The sequence below is a fragment of the Flectobacillus sp. BAB-3569 genome (assembly GCF_002270355.1).
GTDB classification, from domain to species: domain Bacteria; phylum Bacteroidota; class Bacteroidia; order Cytophagales; family Spirosomataceae; genus Flectobacillus; species Flectobacillus roseus.
In genome coordinates, this window is sequence record NZ_NJFZ01000009.1 from 429,359 (window position 1) to 445,857 (window position 16,499).

A 16,499-nucleotide genomic window follows, 5' to 3' on the forward strand; every position below is an offset into this window, starting at 1 on the left:
CAAGTTTGTTGGAGAAAACTCCAACAAAGGCTAAAAAAACTCCAACAAAGGCTGAAATTCCAACAATGACGCAAGTATGTTGGAGAAAACTCCAACAAAGGCGGGAAAGGCTGAAATTCCAACAATGACGAATAGTGAAAATAACACTAAATCACTCATTCACAAATCACTAAATAGCTGAAATAGTAGATTTAATTTTGGAAATGGAAAAACAAATTCAATATCAGAGTCTGGAACAATTGCCAGAAGTAGCTGCTCAAATTACGGAATTTGGCAAAAGTGAGTTAGTTTGGTTATTTGAAGGACAGATGGGAGCTGGTAAAACTACGCTTATCAAGGCGCTGTGTGCCAATTGGGGAGTTACCAATCATGTACAAAGTCCTACGTTCTCAATTGTCAACGAGTATATTACCGAAACCAAAGAAACGCTCTATCATTTTGACTTTTATCGTTTAAAAAACGAGGTAGAAGCTATGGATATGGGTGTGGAGGAGTATTTTGATTCGGGAAACTATTGCTTTGTTGAATGGCCTTCCAAGATTGAAAACTTGTGGCCCTTGAATTATTTAAGCATTGAAATTTCAGTGCAAACTGATGGAAGTCGCCTTATTATTTTGAAAAAAAATTAGTAAACCTTCACGATAGAATTTTGGAAAGGTCAAGCAACATTTTATTTTCGTGCTATACTAACCCAATCTTGTGTTGAATAAAGCAATGGCTAAACAATCTGGATTTAAAGAAATACTCGCCCAAACAGGACTTACTCAAACGGCTTTGATGCCTCAAGAAGCGTTGTTGTGGACCAAGCAAAATGCTAAAAGCTTGTTCATCGGCTTACCAAAGGAAATTACCCTACACGAAAAACGTGTTTCCTTAACCCCCGATGCTGTATCGCTTTTGGTAAAAAATGGTCATCAAGTGTTGATTGAGACTGGCGCAGGCGAAGGTGCCAAATTCAAAGACTCTCAGTACTCCGAAGCTGGTGCTCAAATCGCCTATTCGAAAGAGGAGCTGTATAAAGCCGATGTGATTGTAAAAATTCAGCCACTTACGGAAGAAGAACTCGAATACCTGAAACATGGAGCTACTTTGATTTCGGCACTCAATATGCAAAAATCTACCAAAGAGTATTTTGAGAAACTTAACCGTAAGAAGGTCACAGCACTGGCATACGAGTTTATCGAAGACAACGCTGGAGGTTTGCCTTTGATTCGTGCCATGTCCGAAATTGCTGGAAGTACTGTTATGTTGATCGCTGCTGAATGTTTGAGCAGTTCCAATAATGGTATGGGGGTAATTTTGGGAGGAATAACAGGAGTACCACCAACGAAAGTGGTTTTTCTGGGTGCTGGTACCGTTTCTGAATTTGCCGCTCGAACAGCGATTAGTCTGGGAGCTGATGTGAAGATTTTTGATAAAGATATTTACAAACTTCAGCGTCTCAAACATGCCATTGGTCAGCATGTTTATACTTGTATTATTGATTCTCATGTTTTGCCAGAAGCAATTATTCAAGCCGACGTTGTGATAGGGGCATTGCGCGCTGAAAATGGCTTTACGCCTTGTATTATTACTGAAGAAATGGTTTCTAGAATGAAACCAGACTCGGTATTAATCGACGTTTGTATCGACCAAGGGGGCTGTTTTGAAACATCTGAGTTGACCGATTTAGCTAACCCTACTTATCGTAAATATGATGTAATTCATTATTGTGTGCCTAATATTCCTTCGCGCGTAGCACATACTGCTACTCAGGCTTTGAGTAATATTTTTACCTCATTTTTGCTTAAAACAGGAAAAACAGGTGGAATAGAAGAAGCAATTTTTGCCAACAAAGCCTTTATGAAAGGGGTTTACAGTTATAAAGGAAGCTTGACAAATGCTCAAATAGCAAAAAAACTAGGAATAGCTTACAAGGACCTAAGTTTGTTGGCGGCTGCTAGGTTCTAAATAAAACTAAATTTTATCGATGGGAAAATTGATTACCTCAAGATATCTGAAGACTTGGAAATCATTGTTAGACCTCGATATTCAGGATGAATTTTCGGAGGTAGAACAAATACGTTTGGAACCTCATAGCTTTACATTTTATACTTCTGTTTCAGTAATGTCTTCCTCTAAGATAGAAGGAGAACAGCTTGAGGTTGATAGTTTTGTGAAGCACAAACTTTTACAAATTGAATATCTTCCTGAGCTAACAGAAAAGCCTAATGATTTATATAATGCATACCTGTTTGCTCAAGATTATCCCTTGACGTACGCCAATTTCTTAGAGGCGCATAAGCTGATCTCAGCTCATTTACTTCCTGAAAGGCTAAGAGGTACGCTACGGAAAACCGAAATGCTTGTTATGGAGCATAAAACTGGTAGAATTCAGTATGAGGCAGCTCCACTTGGACTAATAGAGAAAGAATTTGAAGCTTTTTGGACTGAAATAGATGAATTATTGCAAGAACCAATGCCAGTTGAAGAGGTATTTTATTACGCTTCCTTTATCCATCTGGTATTTGTAAATATTCACCCTTTTAGTGATGGTAATGGACGACTAGCGCGATTATTAGAAAAGTGGTTTTTAGCTGAAAAATTAGGGAGAAGTGCATGGTTTATTAAGTCCGAAAAGTATTATTACAAAAACGTAAATACTTACTATAAGAATCTTGCAAGGTTAGGTATTTATTATGAGGGATTAGATTACGAAAAATCGATTCCTTTTTTACTAATGCTCCCAGAGGCATTAATTTTTGAAAAGTAAAATTTTAAATAAAATGATTGAAGATTATCAAGCTATATCCAATGCCCCCAACTCTCCTGATTTGAATGGAAAGTACTTGGGCATTATTTCAACAGACTTCGCCTTAGTGGCCGAATTTGTCAAAGAAGCTTCTTATCAAATTAGAACTAGAGGTTTTTCCAAATATCCTATTTTCGCAGTTTCTCGTACTGTTGTGCCTGTTGGTTCAAAATTGATTGGTATCAACGAAATGAATGGGAATACTTGGAATTATAATGCCACAGTAGCAGAGGAGTTTATGCAAAGAGGTATTATTTCTGCAGAAAATGCGGAGGTTTTTGAAAGTAGTTACAAAGACCCTGATGAGTTTTGCTGTTTGTTTGTCTTTGATAATGATTTTGCTAGTTTTGTGTATATTCCTTATCCGGAGGACTAAACATTGCGTAATTAACCCACTATTAGATGTAATGAGATGATAGTAAATCCCCAAAAAATAGAAATTGTGAAAGAGGCAATCTTCAGACTAGCAAACTTCTCGTCAGAAGAGTGGGACTTCTATCGTAGTCATATTGAAGAAGTTCAGTTTAAGAAAAAGGAATTTCTTACTGAAATAGATCAGGTAGAATCGTGTACTTATTTTATCATTGAAGGTGCTGTAAAATATATTTCCTTCAAGGAGGATAAAGAAATTTGTGTGGATTTGGGCTTCAAAGGAAATTTTGTAAGTTCTTTTGCCTCTTGTTTATCTCAAACGCCTTCTTCCATTGGTATTCAGGCGGTTACGAAGGTTACTGCTATGCGTTTGCGTTATCAGCCTGTTTTGGAGCTTTTGGAAAGATCTAAAAATGCTGAACGCTTTCACCGAAGAATCGCCGAAGGCTTGTATATCCGCGAAACAAAACGGACTTACAGCTTGATTTCGCAAAGTGCGGAGGAACGCTATCTTAATTTGATTACCTATCAACCAGATGCTTTAAGGCTTATTCCAGTAAAAGATTTAGCTTCTTTCTTGGGTATTCATCCCGATAGTTTGAGTCGTATCAGAAATAATATAAAGGCTTAGTTGTAAGCAAATCAAAAAAGGCTGAAAAGCCTTTTTTGAAACTATAATAAATGATTATATGTTTATATATTTATACAATATTGATTGATTTTTTACTACTTTGAGCAAATAAATACTAACGACATGGATTTAAAGAATTGGAGTGTGATGCGATTTCTCCGTTTGGCAGTTGGAGCTTGGGCTTTAACAAACGGAATAATGCAGAAAGATTTTTTACTTTTGGGATTGAGTGCGATTGTACTTTTTCAAGCTATTTCTAATACTGGCTGTTGCGCCGCAGGAAATTGTAGTACTCCAGTAAACAAAAAAGCAGATACCAAGGATGCTTTAAAAGAACCTGTGGAATTTGAAGAGGTTTAAGGATAAATTACAATAGGAGTGCCAATTGGAACAGCATCGTATAATTCGTCTATTTCAGCGTTTTGAACAGCGATACAACCTAAAGTCCAATCAAACCAGCGATGAAATTTGCCTAAAAGTCCCATGTAATTTTTTAGTCCATGAATTTTAATTTCGCCTCCCGCTGGGCGGTGTAACTTTCGTGCGTGAGCTATATCTTTTGCGTTGGGGTAGGAGATACCTAAGTTTTTATAGTAATCACTGTGTGGGTTTTTGTCGTAAATGATATAGCTTCCTTCTGGGGTTTTTAAATCGCCCTCGTACTCTTTAGCACCGAGCGGTTGTCGGCCTAGTGCAATAGAATATGTTTTAAGGAGTTGCCCATCATAAAAAGCTAGTAATTGTCGCTTCGATTTGAATACAACTAGACTATCAATTTGAGCATTTTTCGGAAGTGGAGTTTCAGGTAAAAACTGATAAATTGCCAGCCCAAGAATAAGGACAGGCGTAAATATTCGAAAGATAATTTTGAGAGGATGAGTCATAAGATTTTAGGATTTAGAGAGAGCAAAGAAGAATTTTGTTTACAAAGATAGTATACGAGGTTTCTGAGAGGATTGAAAAACAGCTATTTAAGTAGAAATATAGATATGTAGTTAGTAAACGGTCGGAGACAGAAATTTGTATGTGATTATATTTTGAAAAACTTGTGTTTTATAGTTTTGACTCTCTGAACATAGATTGTTAATGATATTATTTCCAAAACATGAATCATCCGTATTGAGTGATTTGTTATTGTGTGCATGAGTGATTGTTAAAATTTGTATTATAGGATGTACGTCTAAAACAGGATCCTAGTTTTCATCAAAAAGCGGTCAGAAAATATTTTCCGACCGCTTTTTGATGCTAAAATGCTTAAGACGCAATCATTGCGTCTCTACTGGTATATAAAAAATAATTATACCCGCATTAAGCGCTAGGCTTTATGCGCTAAGCTAAAAGCCTAATGTCTAGGGCTTACGGCCTAAAGCCTACTTACAGAGTTCTACTTGTCAATCCACCTTTTTGACTGTCAACTTCTATTGTGGCTTTGTCAAGTTTACCTTTTACAATCCAGCGAACTTTCACTGCGCTCATTCCTGAAATATTCGAAACTTCAATCGTTTGAGGCGTGTATTTTTGTTCTTTAGTCAAATTGATGTCTTCGTTTTCGACGATCATTCCAGCTACTACATTGGCATTTTTCAAAGAAATATAGTCTGGTCTTTCGATTTTATACTTCAAATCATGCGCTGAGTGAGTTGGAATAACTTTAGAATTGGTCACCACTGCTGTTACTTCTGTAAAACCACCCGCTAAGGCTTTTTGACGAATTTCCGATACTTCTAATTTAGGCATTTGTGAGGCATGTAACACCGTAAAAGCCATGTTGCGGTGAGCATCCTCTTCCAACATAAATCCTGGGTGATTTCGAGTGTAGTTTTTCTTTGGTCCACCTATTTCAATATCGCCATATTGCGGATGCTTGAATGGTTTCCAAGCTACATAAGCATCATTGAATAAGAGGTTTTTACTAAACTCCTCAAAATCATTGTTTTGTCCACGACCTTCCTCGCTTTGTTTTCCAAATAATTTATAAGAAGTAAATAATTCTGTTGAAAAAGTAAATACCCCACGACCAAGCGCAAGCCAGTCGATTTCGCCTCCGTAAACAGTGTATAGATCTTTGTAAATCACAAAGTACTTATATCCCGGATTGATTTTCTCACCAATTTTTCCAAAATAATCATACACTGCGCCGTCTTGAGGTACGTAAAATCCTGCGTCTTCCTCAGCCCCCGGACCACGTAAGAACATGCCTCCATTGTTGTGATAACTTTGCGCTCCAGCAATATTAGGGTGTGCATATACAAAGTTTTTGATATTGCGAGTCTCCGCCAAAGTGCCTGGGTGATACAAGGCTCCACGTTGAATGTAGTCTGGTTGCCAGTTCCAACCCCAGTCACGGTTTGGGTCATAATAGCCAATCAAATCTTCATTGACAGCACCATCGCCATCATTGTCGATGCCTTCATAACCTAACATTTCGTATTCTCCTTTTTCGTCTGGTTTGGCAGGAATCATACGCTGTGGATTATCGCAATCTACTTTCCAACGGCCATAAGGCGTTTTGCGGCGCATCATTACGATATTGCCATCGCCGTCGAGGTCATCAAATTTGTCTTCGTCTGCCTTGCCATCGCCGTCATCATCAAAAGCCAACATACCCGAACGAGGCGAATGTGGTGTGTTTGGATTTTTCAAGAAATCCTCACGAGCATCTGGGTTGATAGTTGGAACAATGTAAAAGACTTTATCTTTCAACAGTTGTTTGATAAAATCTACCGAATTAAAACTTTCGGCCAAGTACCAAGCTGTGTACATCGCCACTTCAGTGCCTTGAATCTCGTTTGAGTGGATATTGCCATCAATATAAAAGCCAGGTTTACGATCTACACTTCCAGACTTAAAATCTGAAATAGTTAAAACCCACATATCTTTTCCTTGGGTTGATTTTCCCATAGATTCTACTTTCACTAAATCTGGGTATGCTTTTGCTAAATCTTGGCAAAAACGAGTAATCATCGCATAATCATTGTAATGATTCCAGCTAATTTTTACTTTTGGCGATGCGGGAGTGCCAATGGCACGAAGCCCTGTTAGGTCATCGTTGATGGTTTTTTCTTGCGCTGCTGCACCCAATGAGCATGACAACAAGAATAGGGATATATATTTTTTCATGAGAAAATACTAAGATAATTTGTTGAATATTGTACGATGTGGAGAATAAAAGTCTATTTCAGCGCTACAGATACAGTTTTAATACCTGTCATAGCATTACCCGCTTCGATAGTGATACTGCCCGAACCACTAATCAACCAGCTATATTCTTGTGATTCACCAGCCGACATAGCACCTCGAAGGTTGACTTTTTTCCCTGAAATAATAGTTTGTGCACTTGAAGTTTTTACTTCTGTGCGTACTTTTTGTACCCAACGTACACGATCACCGATTTCTGAACCAGTTGGCAATAAACCTTTGTTGGTTACTTGAACTGTTACACGAGTTAATCCAGCCGAAACAGCTTCTGTTTTTACATTGAGAATCTGCAAATCAGACATTTGTGCGGTAAAAGCTTTGAAAAACTTGAGATGTTTGTCGGTAGTTTCATTCAAATAACTGAGAGGAGGGTTCAATTTTGCATAAGGAGCAATACCGCCAACCTCAACAGTTTGATTAGGAAAATCTGGATGATTGATTTTTTGCCAAGCCACAAAACTTCCTTTTAGTTGCTGCGCATCAGCCCATTTCAAAAAGCGAATATCCTCATTGTCACTTGCTTTGACTTCTTTTATTTCTTTCTTCGTAGAATCTTTTGTTGCGGATACTTTTGGTGCCCACCAAGTTGGAGTACTAAAGCTTAGTCTTCCGTAGTGATAATAAGCAGTTTGAGAAAGATTTCCTTTGGTTTGTGGCATAGCAGGTGCATCTTTCAAACCTGTTTGAGCGTTGTAAAGTTTAGATATTTGCTCACCAACAGAAGCGTCTTTTTCTAAAATTCCTGTTATAATTCGTTTCAAGGTTTTAGATTTATCAAACTTTGTTGCTTCGCTCAAGTTGTTGGCAGGACCAAAGGTAAATACAGCGTAAATATTTTTGGTAGTATATAAAAAGTCTAAAAGCGCTTTAGTTTCTGACTCGGAAGCAGCATATTCTCCCGAACCTTGGGTGAAAAATGGATAATCGTAAGTGCCGTTTTTATCAATATTTACTCCTCCGACGCCATCTTCGTTGAAAACACCATCTTTATCATTGTCGATACCTTCGCTGAGGAGGATATACTTGCCAACTTCCCCTTTACTTGGGTCGGCCTTTACCATGACTCTTGGGTCTTCTTTGCTAATAATGAACGTACCTGAAGGGTCTTCAATACGCATCCATGTGATTTGTCCATCGTTGTTCAAATCTTCAAAAGGATCTTCGTTTAAGCGTCCATCACGGTCGTCGTCGGTATCAACGTCGTTGCCGCTCCGCTCGAATTTGAGTTTTGCTGAAAATTGTTCTTGTGCATCAGGGTTGATGCTAGGAATGATATAAAAAGTTTTTGTTTCGAGGATTTTGGCAAGCGAATCCGAAGCGACCAATTTTTCTGCCAGTTGTAGAGCAACCTCTGTACCTGCTAAATGTGCGCCATCTGCGCCTGCTAAGATAGCAATAGCAGGTTTTGCACTTGCATCACCTTTGCTTAGGGTAATGGCAAATAGGTCTTTTCCACCTTTACTTTTTCCAATAGATTCAAGTTTGGTGGTGGTGGCATATTTGCTACTGAGGGTTTTGAGGCGTGCACTCAGTTGGGCATGGTTTGGATAGGAACTTTGGGCAAAAGCACAACCCGAAAAAGCGAGTAGCCCAGCCAGAATAAAGATTTTTTTCATTGTTAAGTACTTTTTTCTCGACTTCAACGATTCTCAATTTTCAAGAATTAAGAGAATCATATAGTTGCGATGAAGGTTGGATAAGTGATTTTTCCTAAAAATACAGGTATTCCTAGAAAATCCAGCAATCACAAGCGTATGATTCGATGTAATACACGTTTGAGAGTCTCAATCGAAAAAAAGTACGATGAAAAATTATTTTGAGCGTTTGACTAATTCTTCACGACTCAAAGTAATCATTCGTCCAATCGGTTTTCCATTACGGTAGGTGTTTACACGTAAAGTAATCGGTCCTTCTGGAATCTGGATAGGGTCTTTGTACACAGGACTAAATTTGCTAGGAACGGTGTCGTCAATAGAATAATGAATTGTTAAGTTCGGAATTTCTGCTTCGAGTTCTACGACTAATTTTCCATCTTTCATACTCGGTTTGATGGCTGCATCATAAGCAGAGCGAGCGTAATTGATACCTGCTAAATCGGCACGGTCGAAATGATTTTCCATTTTAGTAACAAATTTCTCCCAATTCTTTTTCTCTTTTGGTGACCAATATACTTCTGATAATGCCCAGCAACGAGGATAGGTCATATATTCAGCATATGCCAAAGTTGGAATGCCTTCTGTCCAAAGGTTGGCTTGTCCACCCAAAATAAATTTACCATCTACGCCTTCAGGAATTGGTTCGAAATCATAGCATTTTTTCAAACGTAAAGTAGCATAAATAGGTGGTTCCAAGGTTCTGTCACTTTGCATAAAGTCGATATACACATAAGGAGAAGGCGTCATCACTACGTTATGCCCCAATTTGGCTGCTTCAATACCTCCTTCGATGCCTCTCCAGCTCATGACTGTGGCTTCTGGTGCAATACCGCCCTCTAAAATCTCGTCCCAACCAAGCAACTTCTTCCCTTTAGTTTTCAAGATTTTTTCCACTCTTTTCATGAAATATCCTTGCAACTCTTCTACATGCTTCATGTTTTCTTTCTGCATCAATGCCTGACAGTTGGCATCGGCTTCCCAAAAACCTTTGTAACATTCATCTCCACCTACATGGATATATGGATTGGGGAAAAGTGCTGCTACTTCTGTAAATACTTTGTCCAAAAATTCATAAACTTTTTCATCTGAAGGATTGAGTGTATTATCGGTCAACATTTTGAATTTACCATTACCGTACCACTCCGCAAATTTACTTCCTGGGTTTACCTTTGTCTTAGGGTCTTTTGTACACGAAAGCTCAGGATAGGCTGCAATTGCCGCCATACTATGACCCGGTACATCTATCTCGGGCACAATGGTTACATTGCGCTTCTGAGGCATATTTGACAACCTCTTTTATATCTTCTTGCGTATAAAAACCGCCGTCTGTTGCCGCTTCGCCATCTTTTGGAGCATCCAACTGATTAAACTTTCCAATACGTGGCACACGCCAAGCTCCCACCTCGGTGAGTTTTGGCAAAGATTTTATCTCAATTCTCCAGCCATTATCGTCGGTCAAATGCCAGTGGAAAGTGTTGTATTTCAAGCGAGCCATGACATCAATGTAACGCTTTACCTCGTCTTTGGTAAAGAAATGACGACTCACGTCAAACATGATACCACGCCAAGCAAAACGAGGATAATCGGTGATTTTGACAAAAGGAAGCGTCCAGTCTTTTTTAACAGCGGTATTGCTTTCGATTTCGGTCGGCAATAGTTGCAAAATACTCTGCATACCATAAAACAATCCTCCTGTTTGATTGGCAGTTACTTTTGCTCCATTGGCATCCACTTCTAGGTTATAGCCTTCTTTCCCTAGCTCTTCAACTGGATTTTTATGTAGTGAAAAACTAATCGCATTGGGCTGATGTGACCCTTTTTTAACGGTAAAATTCCATCCTGTTGCCTTGTTCAAACGTGCTGCCAAAAGCTCTGCTGTTGTTCTGGCTTCTTCTTGTTGAATAAGAATAGTAGTGCTTGATTTTATGGAAAATTGCCCTTTACTAGTACTAATTTTGACAGGCTCAGGAATTAAATTATGAGGTTTGTCTTGAGCTTTGAGCCCTCCCGAAGCTAGGAGGAGTAGAGCGAATGCTCCAGCTTTAAAGGTTGATAACGGTTTTTTCATAGAATTTTGGGATTTTGGATAAAATTTTAAAAAGGAAAATTATTACTTTTTTTTGATTGATAAACAAGGTTTTATCTGCTTTTGTAAATTGTCTTACTGTCTCAACAAGTTTGCATCAGTAATACGTTAAAGAGTAGACTTTCGGCTTCTGGATAAAAGGTTTTGAGTAGAGTCGTAAGTTCATACCTATTCATACCTGCATCGAGAAATGCCGTCCAGTCGTCCAGTTCATCAAGAGTCAATGTTTTAATGCTGATGATGTTGGCTTTTTTGAGAAAATGCTCTTGACAATAAATGTCTATTTCTGCACCGAATTGATAAATATCTCGTTGTGGGCGAATCGAGGTAAAATATTCACAATCCAATTTATGATTAAAGTTTTGGGCAAAATGAAGCGATAAATTCGACATGATGAAGTTTGATTGAGTTTATACCATTTTGAAATATAGAAACCTGAATCTTGAAATCAAAGCTCAAAATGGAAATCGTTACAGTTCGGTATAGTTAATACACAAAACTATCAGAATATTGTACGATTCTATTTTGTACAAAACCTAGATAGAACACTTCCAATTTTCTTTATTAATATCTTATGAAAAAACTTCTTTTAACCCTGTGTTTAGGCATCATTGGTTTTCAAAACTATGCGCAGGTTCCCTATTTTCCCAAGCAATATATTTGCTATAAAACCCATCAAAACTTAAAAATTGATGGAAAGCTTGATGAAGAAGCTTGGCAAAAAGCAAGTTGGACCACCGAGTTTGTGGACATAGAAGGTGCCAAACAGCCTTTGCCCTTGCAAGCGACCAAAGCCAAAATGTTGTGGGATGACAAGTATTTGTACATTGCAGCCAAATTGGACGAAAAACATTTGTGGTCTTACCAAAATAAGAAAGACCAAGTGGTATTTCTCGAAAATGATTTTGAAGTATTTATCGATCCTGATGGTGATGGACATGAATATTTTGAACTAGAAGTAAATCCTATTAATAATACCTTCGATTTGTTTTTGCCCAAATCCTATAGAAATGGGGGCGATGCACTTATTTCATGGGACATTAAAGGTATGAAAACAGCTGTCTATTGCAACGGAACTATCAATAATCCAACCGATGAAGATCAATTTTGGACAATCGAAATAGCCATTCCTTTCGAGTCAGTGGGTATGGGATTGAATGTGCCATTTCCGAAAGATTTAAGTCTATGGCGTATCAATTTCTCGCGAGTAGAATGGCAGCATGAAATTAAAAATGGCAAATATGTCAGAAAAAATAAGCCTGATGGAACGGGAGTATTGCCTGAATACAACTGGGTATGGTCGCCACAAGATGCGATTAATATGCACATTCCTGACCGCTGGGGCTATTTAATTTTCTCTGACAAAAAGGTTACAGAAAGTCCTATTCAATACCAATTGCCAAGTATCGAAACGGCAAAGAGATGGATTTGGGCTGGATATGACGCTCAACAAGCTTTTCATGGAAAAAATAAAACCTATACCGCTGAACCTAGTCAGTTAGGTTTGAATTGGCCAAAAGAGTATGAAGTCAAAATAGAAGCTTCGGAGCATTTATTTATGATTAGGTTAAAAGATTTGACCAACAAAAAACTGTTGACACTCACACAGGATGGCAGACTTTTAGTGCGAGATTTATAAATTTACCAAGGTCGAGGGTTGGGCATTCGGCGTTCAGCTTTGGGCTTTCGGCAAGGAGCTAAAATAAGACTTCAAGCCGACAGCCCAATGCCCCAAGCTGACAGCCTATTTCTGCCTTTGTTGGAGTTTTTCTCCAACAAATCAGGCGTAAGCAACAAGCCAGATATTAGTTCTGTAGAGAGTTTCTCACTGACCGTTTTCAGTATTGGACTGTCTAGCCGAAAGCCCAAAGCTGAAAGCCGAACGCTTATTTATTACTGCCTTCGTTGGAGTTTTTCTCCAACAAATCAGGCGTAAGCAACAAGCCAGATATTAGTTCCGTGGAGAGTTTATCACTGACCGTTTTCAGTATTGGTCTGCCTTACCGAAAGCCCAAAGCTGACAGCCGAATGCCTTTCTGCCTTTGTTTAGAGTTTTTCTCAAGCAAATCTTACCCTTAATTTTTCCCAATTTTCAATTTTTTAAAACTATGAAAAAAAGAACATTTTTGAAGCAAATTGGCTTGGGCTCCTTGGCTTTGGCTGGTGGTTCGAGTGCTGTTGCGGCTAAGAGAGAACAGCAAATTTTTTCAGCAAAATCAAAACGCAAGTTTTGGGTTTGGATAAATCCCGACCACAAAGCAAGTGAAGAGGCGCTGACTAAACAGTATAAAGAGTTTCAGGAAAGCGGTATTACAGGCATTTTCTTTGAAGCCGATGACGAAAAGCATTTTACTATTGCTAAAAAACAAGGACTAGAAACCCACCGTTGGATTTGGACCATGAACCGTGGTGAAGAAAGCCTCTTGAAATCTCATCCTGAAATGTATGCGGTGAGTCGCAAGGGCGATTCTTGTGCGACAAAACCTCCTTATGTGGATTATTACCGTTGGTTGTGCCCGTCAAAACCAGAGACAAAAGCCTACCTCGAAAATGTCGTTAAGACTGAGTTGAGCAAGCCCTATGTTGATGGTATTCACTTGGATTATGTGCGTTATTGTGACGTGATATTGCCTGTAAATCTTTGGAAAAACTACGGTATTCAGCAAAATCAGGAGTTACCTGAATATGATTTTTGCTACTGTGATACTTGTCGCTCGAAGTTCAAGGAGTTAAAAGGAATTGATATCTTAAAGTCAGAAAATCCAGACCAAAATCTTTCTTGGCGTAAGTTCCGTTATGACAACATTACCCGGATTGTCAATCATTTATCGGCGACGGCAGCTTCGTTCAAGAAGCCTATTACTGCAGCGGTATTTCCAACGCCAGAAGTTGCCAAGCGTATTGTCCGCCAGGATTGGACTAACTGGAATTTGTCGGGAGTTTGTCCTATGATTTATCACAAATTCTACAAAGAAGATGTGGCTTGGATTGGGGATGCAGTAGAGGAAGGAGTGCGAACACTTCATGGAAAGTTTCCTTTGTATGCAGGCTTGTTTTTACCAGATTTTGATAATCAAGGAGAGATTGTAAAGGGTATTCAACTTGCCTTAAAGAGCGGTGCATCAGGCGTTTCTCTTTTTGGAAATGTCGACGCCAAAGTTTTATCAGCCTTGAAAGAGGCCATCAAAACTGCGTAGTTGATTGTGATTATTCTCCAATTTTCATCAAAAAAGCGGGCGAAAATATTTTCAGCCCGCTTTTTTGATGAAAAATTGCTAGATTTTACTCGGCTTAAGACGCAATCATTGCGTCTCTACTGCTTTAAAATAATCACTCAATTTAGATACTAAAGCGCTACGCGAAAATGCTCAAATGAACGCCAATATTTATCTCGATAAATAAAGTATTCGAATTTAAAGTTTTGTTCAATTTCGGGTGTGAGTTCGTAAACTTTTTTGGAAGGTTCTCTGAAGTTTTTACAAGTAAAATAAAACTCACACATATTCGACCCCACTTGTCTACCTGCGTACAAACACATGCCCGAATCCAGTAGGTTATCGAGTAGGGTATCTTCTAATTCATTCAAAATTTCGAAATCACTTTCAGTGGGTAGTCCATCATTTTGCTGACCATCATATTGCAGTTCTAGGCGTAAAACCCACGGGAAGGAAGGTTTGGCATCCCAGTTGAGCAAAGGCATATTAATGCTAGCAATCAATGGCATTTCGTTTTCGCTCGTTGCCTGAAGTGTAGTGAGGGGAATATCGTCGTCGGGAATTTCGGTTGACTCATATTTTTCGATAAATTCCTTTTCTCGCCAGTTAAGGTAAGCAGGGAGTTTAGCAATTGGAATCAAATCGGGATGTGATGTATTTGGTCCTTGTATTTTGATTTGATCTAGCTGAACACCAGCATTTAATTCTCCCAAAAGATTGTCCAAAAACATATAAATACCAGAGACAATCGTACCATGTTCTTCGGTTGAGTAGTCCTGATATACAATCGTAATCGCAATCTCGTCAGGATATTGCGGATACTCATCTGGAAAGAAACTTAAGCTTGGCGAATTGATGATTAAATCTTCAATCCCAATCTGCCAATCTTCCATATCTACAGCCTGCTTGAGCGCCGTTATTTTCCAATTGGGAAATACTGGAGCAGCGTCAATGAGTTCTTCAATAAAAACAATGTTTTTTACAATGCCATCGGCTGTCAGGATAAGTTCGGCAATGTTTTCGTCAGACATTCCCGATAAAAAAAGATTCCTTTATGTAATTGTTCTAACCTAGGACTTAAAATAGCAAAAAATGCTTCGTCGATTTTTTCACCATCTTTAACAATGTCAAAAAACTTTTTTTCATTTTCCGAAAACCAATTCCAGAACTCTTTATATGGATTATTGGGTGCAGATTGTTTCTGAAAAAAACGTTTAATAATACTCATAAAAAATAAATATCAGATTTTAATGCCTAGCAATTTTATAATAGCTTGAGATATATCACTGCCGTGCAAGTGAATTGAGAAGTGTTCTCTAAAGTTTGGAAACTAATAGCCTTTTGAAGAAACGCAGGTTTAATGCCGAAAAAGGAAGTTAAACAAAGTAGCTATGTTAAGGGTATCAATTTTTAGGAAAATTAATGGGAATATTTTGAATCACCAAGAGTAGGTCTATCTACTTAATGATATTCTGACTAAGCGGTCGAATATCATAAAAAAGCCTTCTCAACTAAGCTGAGAAGGCTGTATATATCGATTGTTTTTGGAAAATTCTTATCCTATAATCTTTTTCAATGAAGCTAGAATTACCACAATACCGACTAGAATCATGAGTGCTTTGGTAGGTATCTTGGTTGATAATTTAGCCGCAATTGGAGCAGCAACCATTCCTCCCAAAATTAAACCTAGAATAACTTGCCATTGTGAAAATCCAATGACAAAAATAAAGGTTAATGAAGATGATAGAGAGATAAAGAACTCCGCTAAGTTAACTGAACCAATTGTATAGCGAGGATGACGTCCTGAAGCAATGAGCGTAGAAGAGACAATCGGTCCCCAGCCGCCACCGCCTACTGAGTCCATAAAACCACCAAACCAAGCCAAAGGTCCAATCATTTTTACGTTTTTCTTCGCCTGACGTTTTACTAAAGCCTTCTTGATAATCAAAATACCTAGGCAAAGTGTGTAGATAGACACAGCTGGTTTGACATATCCTATGTATTGTTCTAATAAGGTTGAAAGCAAATAGGCTCCTAATATGGCACCAATTACCCCTGGAATCAAGACCGCCTTAAAGAGTTTCGAGTTTACGTTCCCAAACTTCAAGTGCATATATCCAGAAGCTCCACTGGTGAAAATCTCAGAGGCGTGCACACTCATACTAATTACCGCTGGTGAAACGCCTACGTTAGCTAAAAACGTCGAAGCTGTTACACCATAAGCCATGCCTAATGCTCCGTCGACCATTTGGGCGATGAATCCAGCCATGATGAAAAAGATAATATCGGAGGTAACTTCGTTGAATGCGGTTGTGATATTTTGGACGGTGAGATAGGTAAATAAAAAATGCCCTACCAACATAAGTGCAATCGCATTGAAAATATGAATTACGATTTCTGCTGGTGTTCGTTCACGCTTCCATAAATTAATAATAGCTTCCTCAAATGGGTTTTTGGAGGATTTTTTCGGGACAATGGGTTTTGTTTCCTGAATTTCTGCTTGTGTCGAGCCTTCTATCATTGGTCTATAAAATCAATATTTCCTACAAAG

Annotated in this window: 17 protein-coding genes; 9 read left to right on the plus strand and 8 right to left on the minus strand. The window is 38.5% G+C overall.

The genetic code is table 11. The annotated features are described in order from the left end of the window. Positions 1 to 203: 203 nt before the first annotated feature. The 6 genes from tsaE (at position 204) to BWI92_RS11085 (ending at position 4,154) form a co-directional block, all read left to right on the plus strand. The gene (gene tsaE / locus BWI92_RS11060) at positions 204 to 629 is read left to right on the plus strand and encodes a tRNA (adenosine(37)-N6)-threonylcarbamoyltransferase complex ATPase subunit type 1 TsaE (RefSeq protein ID WP_095163215.1); all 426 of its coding nucleotides are present in this window, start codon (positions 204 to 206) and stop codon (positions 627 to 629) included. Between the two features lie 85 nt (positions 630 to 714). Then, on the plus strand, positions 715 to 1,950 hold the full coding sequence (locus tag BWI92_RS11065; RefSeq protein ID WP_095163217.1) for an alanine dehydrogenase: 1,236 nt from the start codon (positions 715 to 717) through the stop codon (positions 1,948 to 1,950). Between the two features lie 19 nt (positions 1,951 to 1,969). Continuing rightward, on the plus strand, positions 1,970 to 2,752 hold the full coding sequence (locus BWI92_RS11070; protein ID WP_095163219.1) for a Fic family protein: 783 nt from the start codon (positions 1,970 to 1,972) through the stop codon (positions 2,750 to 2,752). 13 nt (positions 2,753 to 2,765) lie between these two features. Further along, positions 2,766 to 3,167 carry a hypothetical protein gene (locus BWI92_RS11075; RefSeq protein WP_095163220.1) on the plus strand — a complete coding sequence of 134 codons (402 nt, stop codon included), beginning with the start codon at positions 2,766 to 2,768 and terminating at the stop codon, positions 3,165 to 3,167. Between the two features lie 66 nt (positions 3,168 to 3,233). Continuing rightward, the gene (locus tag BWI92_RS11080; protein WP_166578932.1) at positions 3,234 to 3,794 is read left to right on the plus strand and encodes a Crp/Fnr family transcriptional regulator; all 561 of its coding nucleotides are present in this window, start codon (positions 3,234 to 3,236) and stop codon (positions 3,792 to 3,794) included. Between the two features lie 123 nt (positions 3,795 to 3,917). Further along, the gene (locus BWI92_RS11085; protein WP_095163224.1) at positions 3,918 to 4,154 is read left to right on the plus strand and encodes a hypothetical protein; all 237 of its coding nucleotides are present in this window, start codon (positions 3,918 to 3,920) and stop codon (positions 4,152 to 4,154) included. On the opposite strand, the gene BWI92_RS11090 is transcribed toward BWI92_RS11085, so the two are convergent. The 6 genes from BWI92_RS11090 to BWI92_RS11110 form a co-directional block, all read right to left on the minus strand. Then, positions 4,151 to 4,678, minus strand: coding sequence for a murein L,D-transpeptidase family protein (locus tag BWI92_RS11090; RefSeq protein WP_095163226.1), 528 nt, complete (start codon positions 4,676 to 4,678; stop codon positions 4,151 to 4,153). The genes BWI92_RS11085 and BWI92_RS11090 overlap by 4 nt on opposite strands. 490 nt (positions 4,679 to 5,168) lie before the next feature. Further along, positions 5,169 to 6,914, minus strand: coding sequence for a M14 family metallopeptidase (locus BWI92_RS11095; RefSeq protein ID WP_095163228.1), 1,746 nt, complete (start codon positions 6,912 to 6,914; stop codon positions 5,169 to 5,171). A gap of 53 nt (positions 6,915 to 6,967) precedes the next feature. Further along, complete coding sequence (locus BWI92_RS11100; RefSeq protein WP_095163231.1) at positions 6,968 to 8,608, minus strand: M14 family metallopeptidase; 1,641 nt, start codon at positions 8,606 to 8,608, stop codon at positions 6,968 to 6,970. A gap of 195 nt (positions 8,609 to 8,803) precedes the next feature. Continuing rightward, on the minus strand, positions 8,804 to 9,928 hold the full coding sequence (locus BWI92_RS28660; RefSeq protein WP_310588894.1) for a family 20 glycosylhydrolase: 1,125 nt from the start codon (positions 9,926 to 9,928) through the stop codon (positions 8,804 to 8,806). Further along, positions 9,873 to 10,715 carry a family 20 glycosylhydrolase gene (locus tag BWI92_RS28665; protein ID WP_310588895.1) on the minus strand — a complete coding sequence of 281 codons (843 nt, stop codon included), beginning with the start codon at positions 10,713 to 10,715 and terminating at the stop codon, positions 9,873 to 9,875. The genes BWI92_RS28660 and BWI92_RS28665 overlap by 56 nt, the downstream gene beginning before the upstream one ends. Before the next feature lie 101 nt (positions 10,716 to 10,816). Continuing rightward, entirely contained in the window at positions 10,817 to 11,125 is a 309-nt protein-coding gene (locus BWI92_RS11110; protein WP_095163233.1) for a hypothetical protein, read from the minus strand. Between the two features lie 182 nt (positions 11,126 to 11,307). On the opposite strand from BWI92_RS11110, the gene BWI92_RS11115 reads away from it, so the two are divergent. The 3 genes from BWI92_RS11115 to BWI92_RS11120 all read left to right on the plus strand — a co-directional run bounded on the left by BWI92_RS11115 (position 11,308) and on the right by BWI92_RS11120 (position 13,930). Then, positions 11,308 to 12,372, plus strand: coding sequence for a carbohydrate-binding family 9-like protein (locus tag BWI92_RS11115; RefSeq protein ID WP_095163235.1), 1,065 nt, complete (start codon positions 11,308 to 11,310; stop codon positions 12,370 to 12,372). A gap of 87 nt (positions 12,373 to 12,459) precedes the next feature. Then, entirely contained in the window at positions 12,460 to 12,669 is a 210-nt protein-coding gene (locus BWI92_RS27015; RefSeq protein ID WP_141234749.1) for a hypothetical protein, read from the plus strand. Between the two features lie 172 nt (positions 12,670 to 12,841). After that, positions 12,842 to 13,930, plus strand: a complete 1,089-nt coding sequence (locus BWI92_RS11120) for a family 10 glycosylhydrolase (RefSeq protein ID WP_095163237.1) — start codon at positions 12,842 to 12,844, stop codon at positions 13,928 to 13,930. Positions 13,931 to 14,079: 149 nt separating this feature from the next. On the opposite strand, the gene BWI92_RS11125 is transcribed toward BWI92_RS11120, so the two are convergent. Both BWI92_RS11125 and BWI92_RS11135 read right to left on the minus strand, forming a co-directional pair. Continuing rightward, the gene (locus tag BWI92_RS11125; protein WP_095163239.1) at positions 14,080 to 14,979 is read right to left on the minus strand and encodes a DUF695 domain-containing protein; all 900 of its coding nucleotides are present in this window, start codon (positions 14,977 to 14,979) and stop codon (positions 14,080 to 14,082) included. 524 nt (positions 14,980 to 15,503) lie between these two features. Further along, positions 15,504 to 16,469: a sulfite exporter TauE/SafE family protein gene (locus BWI92_RS11135; RefSeq protein WP_095163243.1), complete on the minus strand. Its 966-nt coding sequence runs from the start codon at positions 16,467 to 16,469 to the stop codon at positions 15,504 to 15,506. Positions 16,470 to 16,499 lie beyond the last annotated feature (30 nt).